We start from the raw sequence: 16,222 nt of genomic DNA on the forward strand, positions 1-16,222 counted from the left end.
GCCGATGAGTATACCGATATTGGTTGAATTGCAGCAGGAAGTACGGCGTCTGCTTATTGCGGGCGGCGGCATGGCGGCGGACGACTTGCGCCTAAGCAAATGGATTCCGCAGCTGGAGCGGCTGGGCGGCTCGGCGCCGGTATTCCACCGTCTCGCGGAGGCGGCTGGCAGTGTCGTGAAGTCCGAACCAGGCGGCTCCGCGGCGAAGCTGCTGGAGCTGAACGCGCTGGTGCAGTCCGTGATGTACACGCAGGGACGGACGGAGACGAAGGAGGAGCGCGTTCCGCTCGAAGGCACGGATGCTCGGCTGGCGACAGCGCTGCCTTACCGCAAGCTGCGTCCGTTGATCGAGGCGCTGACGCAAAAGGGACAGGGACGCTTGGAGCAGCTTCGCCAAGCTTATGAAGAAGCGTTGTTTGAAGATTTCCGAGTCATTCCTGCGGCGGTGGCTGCGCTGGACGACAGCTATGCGGACATTCCCGAATTTCTGCAGCGTCACGTGATCCCGCAATACGGGGCGGAGGCGGTGCCTGCGCTGCGCCGGCAGTTCCGGCCGGACGGCGGCAAAGGGGATACCCGCAGGCTGGAGCTGCTTCACGGTCTGCTTCCCGAGCCTGACACGAAGCTGCTCCTTACGGCGGCTGTGGAGGGCTCGACAGAAGTGCGGGCTGCGGCCACCGAACTGCTCGGGGACGATCCGGCGCAGGAGGCGTTCGTGCTGGAGCAGGCGGACGACAAGAAGAAGGAGATTCGCCGGGCGGCGCTCTATGCGTTGTCGCGGCTGGGAACGGCGGCGGCGATGGCCCGGCTGTACCGGGCGCTGACCGGGAAAGACCGGGATATCGCGATCGAGCCGGTTCGGCTGTGCGAAGCGAACGATTTGACGCTCTCGGTCATTGCGGATGCGGAGCGCCAGCTTGAGCGCATCGTTCGGCGTACGGCAATGGAAGAAGCCGTATCGCAGCTGCTCGCGGATATCGCGAGTCTGCACGGCAAACGGATGCCGGAGACCGCCGGTCTGCTGCAAAAGCTGCTGTCGACGCCCGAATTCATCGTGCCCGAAACGGAAGCGGCGCAGGAGGCGGCCGCGGCGTTGTTACTGGAGCTGGATATGCCGGAGGCCGACCGTTTCGCGGTGACGCTGCATGAAGCGTATGGCCGCAAGTTTATCGGCTGCAGTCTGAAAGCAGCCGTCAAAATTTTGCCGCCGGCGGACGTATATGAGCGGTATGGCGGCGATCTGAAGGACAAGAAACGGCCTGCGGCCAAAGAGCTGCTGCGGGCGCTGTACGAGCTGACACAGCCGCTGGATGAAGCAGCCGGGTACGCATCGGAGGACGGCGGCGCTTCCGAGCGGCAGCCTGCGTGGGACCCGCGGTGGATCTATCGGTTCGCCGCCCTCGACGAAGAAGAGCTCGTCTGCCGTCTTGTGACCGGGCCGGACCGGAAAATCGCCGCTTATCTCATCAAGAAATGCGAGGGCGCTTCCGGCCTGAGCCGGGGACATACGGCGCACATGCTGCTGGCGCTGACCGCGATGCAAGCTCCCGAAACGCCGGAGCTGGTCATGCAGGCGCTGGAGAAGGGCGGGGGCCGGCAGTTATACTACTTGGACCGTGTCCAGCAACTGCTTTTAACTTCGTTGCCGAACGCTTATGCGGATCGTTTGCGGCAGTTCGCCGAAACCGTTACGTATTCATCGGCGAAAAACGAGCTGCTCGAAATCGCCGAATTGATGACGGCGCGGCCGGAGCCGGCTGCCGACTTGGAACCAATACAGAAGGGACAGGGATTATGGGGATGGATCAAAAGCACGATGTCGTAAGATTGCCTTCCGAACGTTTATACCGGGAGGAGCTGGAGGTATTGAAAGGCGCGGATTCCGACGCGAAGCCGGCGGGCTGGCAGCTGTCGCCCAAAGCCGTGCTAACCTTCCTGGTCGGCGGCGAGGCGAAGGGGATGACGATCACGCCGAAGTATATCGGGAACAAGCGGCTGGTGGAGATGGCGATCGCCACGCTGCTGACAGATCGCGCGCTGCTGCTGATCGGCGAACCGGGGACGGCCAAGTCGTGGCTATCGGAAAATTTGACGGCCGCCATTCACGGCGACTCCTCTAAAGTGATTCAAGGCACTGCCGGCACGAGCGAGGAGCATATCCGCTATTCGTGGAACTACGCTATGCTGCTCGCGCAAGGCCCGTCCGATCAAGCGCTCATCAAGAGCCCGATCTTCCGCGCGATGGAGATCGGGGGCATCGCCCGCTTCGAGGAAATCTCGCGCTGCGCTTCCGAGGTGCAGGATGCGCTGATTTCGATTCTCTCGGAGAAGACGATCTCGATTCCCGAGCTCGGCAGGGAAATCTCGGCGGCGCGCGGCTTCTCCGTCATTGCGACGGCGAACACCCGCGACCGCGGGGTGAATGAAATGTCCGCCGCGCTGAAGCGGCGCTTCAATATTATCGTCCTTCCGGCGCCATCGGATATCGAGACGGAGGTGGACATCGTCCGCAAGCGGGTCGCGGAAATTTCTACAAGCTACGAGCTTCGGGCGGAGCTGCCGGATGACGATGCCGTGCGCAAGGTCGTCACGATCTTCCGCGAGCTGCGCAGCGGGATGACGCTCGACGGCAAGGAGAAGGTGAAGGGGCCGAGCGGCGTCATTTCCACGGCGGAAGCGATCTCGCTGCTCACCGGCAGCATGGCGCTGGCGGGGAGCTTCGGCAGCGGGCGAATTCAGGAAGAGGATATCGCCGCAGGGCTTCAAGGCGCTATCGTCAAGGACGAAGAAAAGGACCGCCTCGTCTGGAAGGAATATTTGGAAAACGTGATGAAAAAGCGGGGTTCGACATGGAGAAATCTGTACTATGCGTGCTCGGAGATGAACGGCTAGAACGCGGTCCGGAGGTTCATGTTTTCGGCATTCGGCACTTGTCTCCCGGCGGCGCGTATCATCTGCTGTCGTTTTTGGATGAGGTGCAGCCGACGGCTGTGCTGGTGGAAGGCCCAAGCGACGCCAGCGGGTATATCCGGCAGCTCACCGCGCGGGGCGTCGTTCCGCCGATCGCGATCCTGGCTTATACGGACCGGCTGCCGGTTCGCACGCTGCTGTACCCATATGCGGACTATTCGCCGGAGTATCAGGCGTTCCGATGGGCCGAACGGAACGAGGCGCATGCCGCGTTTATCGATTTGCCTTCGACCCCTGCGCTCGCCCTGTACGATCTGCGGAACCGGAGAGACCGATCGCGGGAAGAAGGCGACGCGGCTGCCGGGCGGGACGATGAAGATTATTCGTCCTACGTTCGCCGTCAGCGGGCGCCGTACGATAAGCTGGCCGAGCTCTCGGGCGAACCCGATTATGAGGCGTACTGGGAGCGGCAGTTCGAGCATCGGACGGAAAAAGACGCCTACCGGCAGGCGATCTCCGAGTTTTCGGTGCGGATGCGGGAGCTGACGGAACCGGAGGAGTGGAGCTACGCGCCGGAAGAAGCGGCGTACAACGACATTCGCGAAGCGTATATGCGAAGGAAAATCGCGGAGACGATCGAAGCCGGCCATCGTCCGGAGCGGATCGTCGTGGTGACGGGCGCGCATCATGCCGCGGCGCTCACGCTCCGGCTGCCGGCGATGACGGATAAGGAGCTGAAGGGGCTGCCCCGGACGACAACCAAGCTCACTCTGATGCCTTATTCCTACTATAAGCTGTCCTCGCAATCGGGCTACGGGGCGGGGAATCAGGCACCGGCTTATTTCGATTTGTTCTGGCAGTGCCTGCGGCAGGACGACTTAAGCAGGCTCCCTTCGTTGTACTTATCGAAGGTGGCTTCCCGCCTTCGGGAACAAGGCACGTTCCGCTCGACCGCCTCGCTCATCGAAGGCGTGCGGCTGGCGGAAGCGCTGGCGGCGCTGCATGACGGAAGCCGCCCCACGTGGAAAGACCTGCGGGACGCCGCCGTCGTCTGTCTCGGCTACGGCGAGCTGTCCGTCGTCGCGGAAGCGCTGGCCCGGACCGATATCGGCACCGCCATCGGCCGGCTTCCCGAAGGCGTGAGCCAGACGCCGGTTCAGGACGACATGAACCGCGAGCTGAAACGGCTCAAGCTGGAGAAGTACAAGACGGCGGTCGCCGCGACGCTGGAGCTCGACCTGCGCGAGAACCGCCGGGTGAAATCCGAGGAGGCAGCATTCATTGACCTGCATCGGTCCGTCTTCCTGCACCGGCTGGAGCTGCTCGGCATTGCATTTGCCCGGAAGCAGCGCGTACAGCAGCAATCCGCCTCGTGGGCGGAAAGCTGGGTGCTGCAGTGGACGCCGGAGGCGGAGATTCAAGCGGTGGAATCGACGCTGAAAGGGGAGACCGTCGAGCTGGCGGCCGCCTTCGTGCTAAAGGAGCGGCTCGAGAGCTGCCTGGAGCTCGCGGAGGCGTCGCGCCTCATTCGGCTCGCCTGCGATTGCGAGCTGACCGCGCTGATGGAGCAGGCGCGATCCGTGCTGCAGGCGCTGGCCGTGGAATCGGGCAGCTTCGAGCAGATTGCGGCGGCGGCCTACGAGCTGTCCGTCTTTATCCGGTACGGCTCGGTTCGCCGAGTCGACACGGCGCCGCTCGTCCCTCTGCTCGAGCAGCTGTTTCTGCGGGGCTGCCTGCTGCTGAACGACGCCGCGGCCTGCAACGACGACGCTGCGCACGGCATGGCCCAAGCGATGCAGCGGATGCACCTGATAGCGCAGGACGACCATGAGGCGGTCGACGACGCGCTCTGGCTCGCGAAGCTTCACGAGCTGGCGGAGCGGGACGACCGCAACGCGCTGCTGTCGGGCCTCGCTTTTGCCGTGCTGCTCGAACGCGGCGAGCTGCCGGATGAGCGTGTGGCCCGGGAAGTGTCGCGCCGGCTCTCGCCCGGCATCCCGGCCGATGTCGGCGCCGGCTGGTTCGAGGGCTTGTCGATGCGCAACCGCTATGCGCTGCTGTCCCGGCTGGCCTTATGGGAGCAGCTCGACGCATATATCGGGTCGCTCGAGCCGCAAGCGTTCCAGCGCTCGCTTGTCTTTTTGCGCCGCGCGTTCGGCTCCTTCGAGCCGCGGGAGAAAGCGGCCGTAGCCGAAATGATGGGAGACCTCTGGGGCGCCGGAGCCGACGTGGTCGGCGCGCGGCTGCAGCAGCCGCTGAGCGAGGAGGAGATCCGGATGCTCGATGAACTCAACCAATTTGATTTTGGAGACTTATAGCGATGACGATGACGAACCCGAATCCGAATTCGGAACAATTGAAGCGCTGGCGGCTTATTCTGGGCGCCGCTTCCGAGGAAAAGCTGCAATCGTACGGCGCCGGCGGCCGCATCCTTGACGAGGAGTCGGCCATCATGGACGAGGCGCTGGCCGCGATCTACGACGAGACGCACGAATCTGCTGGCGAAGCCCGCAGCGGCGGGAACGGCTCCCGCAGGGCGGGGCTCGGGCCTTCGTCACCCAAGCTGGCCAAATGGCTGGGCGATATCCGCAGCTTTTTCCCGCCTGACATCGTCTCGGTCATCCAGACGGATGCGATCGAGCGCAAAGGGCTGAAGCAGCTGCTGTTCGAACCGGAGCTGCTGTCCCAGGTCAAGCCGGACATCCAGATGGTGGCCACGCTGATGGCGCTGAAGGGGCAAATTCCCGAGAAGACGAAAGATTCCGCGCGGCAGCTGGTGAAAGCCGTCGTCGATGAAATCGTGAAGCGGATGGCTCAAGATTTGCAGCGCGCCGTAACTGGAGCGCTGAACCGTAGGCGGCATTCGCCGCTGCCTTCGTCCACCGGGCTTGATTGGAATACGACGATCCGCAAAAACCTGCGGCATTTCGATCAGGAGCGCAAGCTGCTCATTCCCGAGAAGGTGTACTTTTTTGACCGTGCCCGCCGCAGCAAGGAGTGGACGGTCATTCTCGATATCGACCAGAGCGGTTCGATGGCCGGATCGGTCATTTATGCTTCGATCGTCGGCTCGATCTTCGCCAGCATGCCTGCGCTCGAAACCCGGGTCGTCGCCTTCGACACCGAGGTCGTCGACCTGAGCGAGCAGTGCGCCAATGATCCGGTCGATATGCTGTTCGGCATTCAGCTCGGCGGCGGGACGGATATTAACAAGTCGATTGCGTACTGCGAACCGTTTATCACCGAGCCGAAAAAAACGCTGTTCCTCCTCGTCTCCGATCTGTACGAGGGCGGCAACCGCACCGAAATGCTGCGCAGGCTGATCGATATGCACGAAGCCGGGGTGAAGACGATTTGCCTGCTCGCTTTATCCGACCAAGGCGTCCCATCGTATGACGAGGCTGTAGCCAAACGTCTGGCTCAGCACGGCATCCCCTGCTTCGGCTGCTCTCCGGATAAACTGCCGGAGCTGATAGAAGGAGCGCTGAAAGGCCATGATCTCGCCCTGCTGAGCGAACGGTTGAGGAGCGGGAAGCCAGTGTAACGATTTTGCATTTCAATGCAGGCAGCTGAACGTACAGCTCGCCGGGAATGTTTTTCGCTCCCGGCGGGTTATTTGCGTTTTGAACAGCCGATGGATCAAATCGTAGTGTTAGACATTCTCCTATATAGCAATCGTTTAGCGGAAGGCTGTCGGGTCCATCTGAAAATTATGCAAACGTTCTGTACCCTGAATGATGGTTGCATATTAAAATTAAATTAGATATATATTTAATTAGATAGATGCTGAATTATTCGGTCGATAATATAGGAGGTTTATGTAATGAACACCACTTTCTATCTCATCAGGCATGCGCTGAAACAGAAAGCGATCGGCGATGTTCCCATAACCCCCGAAGGTAAAATACAAGCCAAACGGACCGCTCGAGCATTGGCGAACTTGCCGATTGCTGCTATCGTTACGAGTCCGCTCCGCAGGGCCAAACAAACCGCCGAGGTTATTGCTTCAACTGTGCAAACCTCTGTTTCCGTGGATCATCGGCTGCGAGAGCGCGCGAACTGGGGAGATCTGCCTAAGCAGACGTTTGAAGAGTTCGTCGCGATGTGGGAACGATGCACTCGTAATCCCGACTATAGACCGCCCGTTGGCGATTCTGCGAAGCTGGCCGGTTCTCGATTAGCTTCCGCCTTGGTCGAGTTGGCAGGGACGCATTCCCCGGACAGCAGCATCGTGATCGTGACGCATGGCGGGATCATTACGGATTTTCTTGTACAGATGATTCCCGAGCATCAGCTTCAAGTATGGCACCCTCATTTTGTCGCGGTACAAAGCGATCTTGTTCCCGAATGTTCGATCACGAAGCTGGTTTATGCGGAGGGTCGTTTCCAAATGGTTGATTTTGCATCGGTAGTGCACCTGCAAGGCGATGATGCAATATAAGGTTGAAGTCAGTCCCTAAGAAGTGTTGTTGCACGGCTTTCGCTGCATTTCCTTATCTCGCAGTACTTGCAAAAAGATGCATGATATAACGTTTTTTGGAAACAGTAAGAGTACGTCTTTGCGCGAACAAGGGGTACGTATGGGATTATTCAGAAGGTGGCTTAATCGCCGCGCTCCGTTCAACCGAAAAGTCGAGGAAGCTAAGCAGGCCGGCGACGAAACGCTTGAAGTCCGGACGCTGACTGCCAGTTTGGAGGCCAATCTTCGCATCGTTCGCTCGATGCTGGGAGCAAGCCCGGATGTTATCGTCCGGACGATGGTCCATAAGCAGGCGGCCGATTTGCATTTTGCCCTGATTTATATTGACGGACTGGTCGATGCGCTATCCATCAACCAAATGATTGCGGAAATCAACAAACAAGCCGAAATCGAAGGTCCGGAGCCTTGCAGCGCTGCCGGCTTTTACCGACTTCTTAAGGATCACGCTTTGGCAATCGGTTCGCTGGGAGAAGCGCTTACGCTGAATGATGTATGGAACGCCATATTTAACGGGAGCACCGTCATTATGGTGGACGGCTGCGTCACCGCCTTAACGGCGGATACGGCGGGAGGGGACAGGAGGGCCGTCGAAGAGCCCAGCTCCCAAACCGTCATTCGCGGGCCGAAGGAAGGGTTTACCGAAAATTTCAGGACCAATACCGCCATGATCCGACGCAAAATCAAATCGCCCGATCTGCGGATCGACTGCAAGACGATCGGTACCAAAACCCAGACCAATGTCGCCGTTATCTATTTGCACGGCGTCGCCAACGATGAAGTCGTTAATGAAATTCATAAACGTCTTAACTCGATCGATACGGATAGCATTCTCGAGAGCGGATATATCGAAGAATTCATTCAGGATGCGGCGTATACCCCGTTTCCTACCGTCATGAACACCGAACGGCCGGATGCTGCGGCCGCGGGCATTTTGGAAGGGCAGGTAGTCATTCTGGTCGACGGAACGCCGTTTGTATTGATTGCTCCCGTCACCTTCTTTAAATTTTTCCAGTCGAGCGAGGATTATTACCAACGATTTGATATCGCCTCGTTTTTAAGGTTGATCCGTTTCGTATCCTTTGTCGTATCCATGCTGCTTCCTTCGCTGTACATTGCGATTACGACCTTTCACCAGGAGATGCTTCCGACTACGTTGCTCATCGGTCTCGCGGCCCAACGGGAGGGCGTACCGTTTCCCGCCCTCGTCGAAGCCATGCTAATGGAACTTACGTTCGAGGTGCTGCGCGAGGCCGGCGTTCGAATGCCGAGAGTGATCGGGCCTGCAATATCGATCGTAGGCGCTCTCGTTCTGGGGCAGGCCGCCGTGCAGGCCGGTTTGGTCTCGGGGGCTATGGTCATCGTCGTCTCGTTCACCGCGATTGCGAATTTTGTCATTCCGGCGCTCAATATGGCTACGGCGGCCCGTCTGATCCGCTTCACGCTCATGATACTCGGGGCGACGCTGGGGCTGTTCGGCATCGTGTCCGGTTTGATGGCGCTGCTAATTCATATGTCCGGCTTGCGTTCCTTCGGGATTTCATACCTGCTGCCAGTGGCGCCGCTTGTTCCGGGAAATTTGAAGGACATTTTCGTACGTGTTCCATGGTGGAAGATGAATACCCGACCACGCTTGATCTCTCCAAATCATGTAAGGGAAGGGAAGCGCCAAAAACCCTCGCCGCCATCGCGGCCGCAACGCGACGAAAAGGACACATAGGGGGCTGGGAAGCACTCATGGAACAAAAAATATCGTGGTTTCAGGGCATCTTGCTAATCATGAGTACGATTACGCCTACCGCTGTTTTGACGGTCCCGAGCATGGTCGTCCATTATTCCGGTCAAGATGCGTGGATCTCCATTCTGGTCGCTGTAATCGCAGGAGTCGCATTCTCCTTGCTCATCGGGGCCATATGCCGGCAAAATCGCAATACCGTTTTTCTGGATTGGTTAAAGGAGCGGTTAGGGGCGAAGCTCGGTACGTTTATCGGAATCCTGCTCACGTACTATTATTTTGTCACCTTTCTCGTGATCATACGCGAGTTCGTTAACTTTTTGGCGGAAAACGTGCTGACTCGAACCCCCGTCTACATCCTTATCCTATTGACGATAACCGTGGTCATGTACGCCGTAAGCATGGGGATCGAAGTCATCGCTCGGGTCAATCTGATCGTCATGCTGCTTTCTTTATTTATCTTGGTCGGCACCGTCATCCTGTTGATCAAGGATATTCACCCCCAGTACCTGCTTCCGGTCTGGGATCATTCCGCAGCCCGGATTATGCAAGGAGGCATCGTTCCGGCGAGCTGGTTCTCGGAAGTGGCCGTTTTATTGCTGCTTGCGCCGTTTATGGCTCGCCCGGGGGACGCGGGCAAGGCGGGGATATGGGGAGTGGCCCTCGCCGGGGCCGAGCTTTGCATTATCGTGGTCGTCGTGGTCGCGGCATTCGGTCCCCGGCTCGTGATGTACATGTCTTATCCGACCTTTAGTTTGATGGGGCTCATCCAGATCACCCGATATCTGGAACGGATCGACATCTTGTTCATATCGATCTGGATTTGCATGATGTACTTGAAAATGGCGATCTTCATGTTCGGGACGTTTCACTGCTTCGTCCAAACGTGCCGCATACGAAGCGGCAAGCCCTTTCTGTTTGCGCTCGGCCTCCTTGCCGCGTTGAGTTCGCTTTACACATGGCCGAGGACGTCGGATTTGGCCCATTTCACCTCTTATCCGTTAAGTCCGTATTTACTCGCGTTCAATGTACTGCTGCCCCTCGCCATTTGGTTCAGTTTATATTGGAGAAAGCCTGTTAGCGTTAGGAGTGACGAAATCGTATGAGGAAAACGGCAATATTCGTGCTAGTTCTCCTTTCATGCGCCGTTATGTCCGGCTGCTGGAACCGGATCGAGCTGAACGAGATTTCGATTATCGCCGGCACGGCCTTCGACCTGGAAGGGGACGAATGGGAAGTATCGTACCAAGCGATTATTCCGTCCTCGATCTCGTCAGGCACGGGATTAACCAGCGGGGGAACCAACCAATCGCCTGTCAACGTCTTTACAACCCGGGGGCGTACCATCCGCGAGGCCGTCAGTAAAAGCTCCAGTGAAAGTCCGCGCTGGCTTTTTTTCGCCCATAACAACATACTGATCGTCAGCGAAAAGGTGGCGAGACGGGGGCTTAGCCAAATTCTCGATCTTAGTTTCCGCAACCCCGACGCCAGAGAAACGGTAAACGTGCTCATTACGAAGGGGAGCGCAAGGGCGATCCTCGAGCAACTAATAAGCATCGAGAAAATTCCGGGCCAAGGTATTCGCGAAATCCTAAACAATGAATCGCGCAATTCTTCCCGGCTGCCTAGCGTCATGATGTACGAGCTCGCCATGGCGATGACGAGCGATGCAAAGAGCGCCATGATTCCGGAAGTCCTAATCTCCGGGGAACCCGAGGGCGATACGCTCGATGCGCTGAAGAAAACGAGCCAAACGTCGAAGCTCAGACTCGGGAAGCTCGCCGTACTGAGGGGAGACCAGCTGGCTGGCTGGCTCACGAAGGAGGAAGGACTTGGCGTATCCTTTATCACGAATAAAGTAAAGTCCAGTATCTTGTCGTTCTCGTGCAATGCACCGGATGGAAAAACGTACAATTCATCTTTTCGGCTGCTAAACTCCACGACAAAGCTGTCCCCCGTCAAGGAACGCGGATATTTCGTCATGAATGTAGATATTAAAGCCGGCGGTTACTTATTGGAAAGCGACTGCGTTTTGGATCTTTCCAAACCGGCAACGATCGATCGGCTGGAGCTTCAGCTGCAAAACGAAATTGTGCAAATCTTGGAGAAATCATGGCAGGCAGGCAAACGTTTGAATGTCGACGTATTCGGATTTGCGGACGCCGTTCATCGAAAATATCCGAAGGAATGGAAAACAATAAAAGACGACTGGGAAGTCGTATTTCCCGAGATGGAAATGAAACCCCGCGTAACCGTCTCTATAGACCGGGTAGGTTTGAGCAACAAGTCGTTTAAAACGTTAAAAAAGGATGATGGAGGATGATGCCGAAAGCGGCCTTATGGATCGCGTTTTATGCCGTTGTGCTTTACCTGGGTATCCGATCCATGGCCGGAAAGCGGCATTGGCGGGAAATCGTATGGTACGTCTGCATTGCGGGGTGGTGCGCTTATTTAAGCTTAGGGAAGTTGTACGATTGGCCAAGGCTGTCGATCGTTTTTCCCGTCAATGCTTTGTTTCTGCCTATCGGCAAATGGATGGAACGATGGATGGGAGGTCCTCCGGGCGAATGACTGAACCAAGAGAGCGAATCTCGGATAACCAAATCGCCTTCATGATGGTGCTCTTTGAAATTGGCAGTACGCCGCTGTTTTTCCTTGGAAGCAAAGCCAAGCAGGATGCATGGCTTGCCATGCTGATCGCCGCGGGTTTCGGATTGCTGCTCGTCTATTTATATATAGCGATCCAGCGAAAAGAACCGGACCGTCATTTGATCGGCATCTTGAGAACGTATTTCGGCCGCCTGCTCGGGTCTGTCCTTGGGGCGGCATATATATTGTATTTCGGCTATGAATCCATGCGCAATGTGAGAGACTTCGGGGAATTGATGTCGCAAACGCTGCTGACGGAGACGCCGTTGGCGGTAACGATGCTGATCGTCGTACTCATCGCCGCTTATGGTATTTTGAAAGGCGCGGAAGTTGTCTTTCGCCTTTCCGAGTTTCTTTTACCGATCCTTATGATCAGTTATGGAATTTTGATCCTTTTTTTGTTCATTACCGATATCGTTCATTTCCGGCTGCTTCTCCCTATGATGGAGAACGGGCCCGGTCCCGTGCTCAAGGCCGCTTTTCCGGATATCGTCTCGTTCCCGTTCGGCCAAACGATCGTCTTCCTGATGTTTTGGCACTTGTGCGGCGAAAACGGCATACCGGTCAAGGCGACCGTAAGGGCATATGTATCGGTTGCACTGTTCTTGATTTTTATGAATGCGCTCAATATTGCCGTTCTCGGTCCGACGCTGGCCGGAATCAGCGCACTTCCTTTTTTGCAGTCCGTTCAGCTCATCTCGGTTGCTAACGTGTTTGAGCGGTTGGACGTGTTCGTGACGCTGCTGATCTATATCGGACTGTTTATGAAAATGATCGTGTTCTATTTATGCGCCGTCATTGGACTGTCCCAATGGGCCGCAAAGGCTCGCAACCGGTTTGTGCTGCCGGTCGGCATCGTCATTTTTGCAGCCTCTTTTCTCGAACCGAATTACACGTATCATATTTCGTTTGGGTTTAATGTGAGCCTGAAATTATTTACGATATTTCAAATCGTCATCCCGGCCGCATTATGGATTGTCATGCTGCTGAGCAAAGGTAAGCCCGCGGTTCGCATTCAGTGATGGTATTCATCGCGATGATACGACAAGCATCGCCATGCTCCTTCCTCCGGATGACTCGATAGAAAGAGAATAGAGCCCATAAAGCAGCCGCCGGCCGCGGCAGACGAAGCGGAGACGGCGTAGCCCGGAGGCAAACAACAGGCAAACATCCCGTTTCACCTTTAGGGTGTTACGGGATGTTTGTCTTTTTCGAGCTCATGCGGCATCGCAGCCGGAACGGTGCTATTTCATCTGAGCGCTGCGCTCTCCGCGATATACCCAATGAAGCATCTCTTCATCCTCAGATTCCTGCGTCGCGAAGCCAAGTTTCTCCAGTACGGCTTGCGAGCTGAGATTGCCCGGCTCGCATCGGGCCGTTATGCGCTTTACCTCGTCATGATTCGCGGCCCACTCCAGCAGCGCTTTGGCGGCTTCGTAGCAGTAGCCTTTTCGCCTATGGCTCTCGTTGATGCCAAAACCGATTTCGATGATGCCCTCAGGGTCGGGATCGCCGATGAATCCGACGCCGCCAACGATTTCATTTGCATTCTTTTCGACGACGATCCACGAATCAAATCCTCTCGTTCCGTTGTTCTTGACCATCAGCTCCCGATAATACGGCAGCGCTTCGCGAAAATCCGCGCTCGGCCATTCATCGCTGCAGGTATAGCCAAGCGATTCGAATGCTTGCCTGTCGTTTCGGGCCGCAGCGTCGATCATGGGAAGATCCATTGTAACCAATAGCAGGCGAGGGGTTTCAAGCTTCATTTGTTTTCATCCTCTTTTCCGTTCGTATTTATACTTATATCCCTGCAACCGGTGAAAATAAAAAAACGGCCCGGAATGAACAAAGGTTCATTCCAGACCGGCAGGGGCGGCGCATCCTCCGCAGCGAAGGGATAAAAAAACCGTGCTGAACATCGCACGGATCACGCTGCTGGAGTAATAACGACCCCGGGCTTTTCATGAGCTCTCCGTTGTTCTTAACAAATCATGCGGCTATGACGTCCAGCAGCAAATAAACATAGCCATTTCCGGCGATGCGCTGAACGGATGCCATATGAAATTCATTTTGTTAAGATCAACAAATCGCTCCTCGGGTTGTTAGGGATACGCTTCATTATATAAGCGGGGGTTCGAGATTTCAAGTAGGATGGCGGTATGCTTCATCGCAGTATTTTTCAAAATTCAGCTGATCATGATTAAATTTATACGCTGGTGAAACTTATTGCGGGCTTTGGCAGTCAATAGTATCGAGAAATGAGAAACGGAAATGCTTCGCCTGAACAATAAAGGAGTGGAGTCATCGTGAAATATAAATCGCTGCTGCTTGCCGTTGTACTCGCTTCCGGTTTATCGGCCGTTACTTCTGGGAAACCGGCGCAGGCCGCTTCGGGGAGTGTGACGGTCACGTTACCGGCTTTTCCAGTGGAGCTAGACGGCGTTCGGCTCGACAACGCGCACCTGAAATACCCGCTGCTCACGTATAACGACATCACTTATATCCCGATGACCTGGTCGGTCAGCCAAGCGACGGGGCTGCGGTCGAGCTGGAGCGAGGAGCGCGGTCTCGAGGTCAATCTCGATATGCCGCTCGCCATCAAGCCGGAGCTCGATACAGGCGCTTCCTTCGGGAGCGATCGGTATACTGCCCAAGTGGCGGAATTTCCCGTCCGCGTGAACCGGGAAACGGTAAGTAACGCGGAGCAAACGTATCCGCTCCTCGTGTTTCAAGACATTACCTATTTTCCGCTAACGTGGGATTATGCGGTCAATCAATTCCGTTGGAAGCTGAGCTGGAATGACGCAGACGGACTGAGCATCGCCACCGGTCAGCGGCGATATATGTCCGGGATCATCTATGACGATGAAGACTATCTGTATACGTATGTGAACAATGTGAGGGACCTTATGTTCCGCATCTCCAAAAGTCTTGAAGGCTCTCCGGAACTGCTGACGGCCGAACAGAGCAAGCAAATTATGGCTTCCCGGCAAGCGGACATGGGCAGCGCCCCGCGCCAACAAGAGCCAAAACCAAAGCTGACGGAGTATCGGGATCACCAGCTGTGGTACGACGGGAAACCGCTTATCTCGGTGGAACAAGAAGAATCCGGCAACCGGCTGGCCGATCGGGATGAGAATACTCCAAAGGATGCATTTCTGTATGGGGAAAGCGTGATGGAGCTGGGTGAAGACACGAAGGTGTTCACCTTCCATATTCCGACCGGGCCGCGCAATCCCGTGGAAACGCCGGCGTCTAGGCGGCTCGTCGTCGTACATCAAGGCGTCGCGGAGGAATTGACGGATTTTCGCAGAAGCGTTGCGGGATTAAGAAAAACAAACGATGGCGCATGGCTGTGGACGCTTTCGCCCACGCGGTTATCGGCACGAACAGGCTCGGAGCGTGGAGAGGTGCTGTGGATCGGCGCGGACGGTACGCATCGCAGCTGGAACCGAATTCTGAACGCTCAGTACGTGCGAATCCTTCACGACGAGGACGACGAGCTGATCGTTCAAGCTTACGAGCTATTCCGGCCGGACAACGCGACTCCGCCGACGACCGGTTATTTCCGGCTGCACAGCGACGGAACGTACGATAAAATCGGCGATTTGACGGAAGCAACGATCATCGACGGCGCGCCGTTGATCGCCGACAATCTCGACGCTTACGTGGATCGGGATAAGAACATCTACGTTGTGAGGAACAATACGATCAGCAACGTGAACTTGGGGAGCAGCCGCACTTGGTGGGATTACGAGCTGAAGGAGCTCACCCAAGAATACCCGGATGCAGGTTATTAAATAGAAAGCAATGGTAAGCGGCCTTCGAGGTTTGAAACGGTGCGACTGACCGCCGCGCCGCGCAACGCCGAAATACAAGGTAGGGATCGATTCCGGTATTCCGCCATTCGTCCTGATGGAGAGAGGAGGCAGCAAGATGACGAAGCGTCTAAAATATACGGTGGGAGCTGCCGCAGCATGCGGATTGATCCTTGTGCTGGCACTCGTCGTCTATTTAGGGATAACCGACGCCTCTTCCACAGACGATATTTATTTAATTCCGGAAGGCTACGAGGGCAGCATTCAAGTGAACTATAACGTCGCGGGCGCTCCCGGGCTTGCGAAGGAGGGGAAATACGACGTCATCCCGATTCGGGCCGACGGCACGTTCGACACCTCGAAGCCGGATATGGAGTATGGACTTGTAACCGACCAATATTATTACGTAAGCCCGGACGGCCGGAGAACGCCGATCGATAAAAGCTGTGTCCACGTAGGCGGCAATGGCGCGTCCGAGATCGGCTCGACCGTGACACGACATAACTACCTGAAAATCACGAAAACCAAATGCGGCGGCGATTTTAGCGCATGGGGGAAGTAAGGGGAGTGCTATCGCTTCGGCTATCAACACGAGCGAACCTGTGTAAACCGCGCTGGTTGCCGAAGCGA

Annotated in this window: 13 protein-coding genes; 12 read left to right on the forward strand and 1 reads right to left on the reverse strand. The window is 56.5% G+C overall.

Going from position 1 to position 16,222, the window contains the following annotated elements:
• Positions 1 to 4: 4 nt before the first annotated feature.
• From KXG62_RS15485 to KXG62_RS15530, 10 genes are all read left to right on the forward strand, one after another.
• A complete protein-coding gene (locus KXG62_RS15485; protein WP_218092889.1) occupies positions 5 to 1,825 on the forward strand; it encodes a HEAT repeat domain-containing protein in 1,821 nt (606 codons plus the stop codon).
• Complete coding sequence (locus KXG62_RS15490) at positions 1,801 to 2,892, forward strand: ATP-binding protein (RefSeq protein WP_218092942.1); 1,092 nt, start codon at positions 1,801 to 1,803, stop codon at positions 2,890 to 2,892. The genes KXG62_RS15485 and KXG62_RS15490 overlap by 25 nt, the downstream gene beginning before the upstream one ends.
• The gene (locus KXG62_RS15495; protein ID WP_218092890.1) at positions 2,850 to 5,228 is read left to right on the forward strand and encodes a DUF5682 family protein; all 2,379 of its coding nucleotides are present in this window, start codon (positions 2,850 to 2,852) and stop codon (positions 5,226 to 5,228) included. Before KXG62_RS15490 ends, KXG62_RS15495 begins: the two co-directional genes overlap by 43 nt.
• An 8-nt stretch (positions 5,229 to 5,236) precedes the next feature.
• Positions 5,237 to 6,454: a VWA domain-containing protein gene (locus KXG62_RS15500; protein WP_218092943.1), complete on the forward strand. Its 1,218-nt coding sequence runs from the start codon at positions 5,237 to 5,239 to the stop codon at positions 6,452 to 6,454.
• Positions 6,455 to 6,733: 279 nt separating this feature from the next.
• Entirely contained in the window at positions 6,734 to 7,351 is a 618-nt protein-coding gene (locus KXG62_RS15505) for a histidine phosphatase family protein (RefSeq protein ID WP_218092891.1), read from the forward strand.
• Positions 7,352 to 7,490: 139 nt separating this feature from the next.
• Positions 7,491 to 9,107, forward strand: coding sequence for a spore germination protein (locus KXG62_RS15510; protein ID WP_218092892.1), 1,617 nt, complete (start codon positions 7,491 to 7,493; stop codon positions 9,105 to 9,107).
• Positions 9,108 to 9,124: 17 nt separating this feature from the next.
• Positions 9,125 to 10,228, forward strand: coding sequence for a GerAB/ArcD/ProY family transporter (locus KXG62_RS15515; protein ID WP_218092893.1), 1,104 nt, complete (start codon positions 9,125 to 9,127; stop codon positions 10,226 to 10,228).
• On the forward strand, positions 10,225 to 11,445 hold the full coding sequence (locus KXG62_RS15520; RefSeq protein ID WP_218092894.1) for a Ger(x)C family spore germination protein: 1,221 nt from the start codon (positions 10,225 to 10,227) through the stop codon (positions 11,443 to 11,445). Before KXG62_RS15515 ends, KXG62_RS15520 begins: the two co-directional genes overlap by 4 nt.
• A complete protein-coding gene (locus KXG62_RS15525) occupies positions 11,442 to 11,693 on the forward strand; it encodes a hypothetical protein (RefSeq protein WP_218092895.1) in 252 nt (83 codons plus the stop codon). The genes KXG62_RS15520 and KXG62_RS15525 overlap by 4 nt, the downstream gene beginning before the upstream one ends.
• Complete coding sequence (locus KXG62_RS15530) at positions 11,690 to 12,793, forward strand: GerAB/ArcD/ProY family transporter (RefSeq protein WP_218092896.1); 1,104 nt, start codon at positions 11,690 to 11,692, stop codon at positions 12,791 to 12,793. Before KXG62_RS15525 ends, KXG62_RS15530 begins: the two co-directional genes overlap by 4 nt.
• A gap of 222 nt (positions 12,794 to 13,015) precedes the next feature.
• Here KXG62_RS15530 and KXG62_RS15535 read toward each other — a convergent pair whose 3' ends face one another.
• The gene (locus tag KXG62_RS15535; protein WP_218092897.1) at positions 13,016 to 13,540 is read right to left on the reverse strand and encodes a GNAT family N-acetyltransferase; all 525 of its coding nucleotides are present in this window, start codon (positions 13,538 to 13,540) and stop codon (positions 13,016 to 13,018) included.
• Between the two features lie 540 nt (positions 13,541 to 14,080).
• Here KXG62_RS15535 and KXG62_RS15540 point away from each other — a divergent pair.
• On the forward strand, positions 14,081 to 15,574 hold the full coding sequence (locus KXG62_RS15540) for a hypothetical protein (RefSeq protein WP_218092898.1): 1,494 nt from the start codon (positions 14,081 to 14,083) through the stop codon (positions 15,572 to 15,574).
• A 136-nt stretch (positions 15,575 to 15,710) separates the two neighbouring features.
• On the forward strand, positions 15,711 to 16,154 hold the full coding sequence (locus tag KXG62_RS15545) for a DUF6843 domain-containing protein (protein ID WP_218092899.1): 444 nt from the start codon (positions 15,711 to 15,713) through the stop codon (positions 16,152 to 16,154).
• The last annotated feature ends 68 nt before the right edge of the window (positions 16,155 to 16,222 follow it).

The sequence above is a fragment of the Paenibacillus solanacearum genome (assembly GCF_910593845.1).
Taxonomy (GTDB): Bacteria; Bacillota; Bacilli; order Paenibacillales; family NBRC-103111; genus Paenibacillus_G; species Paenibacillus_G solanacearum.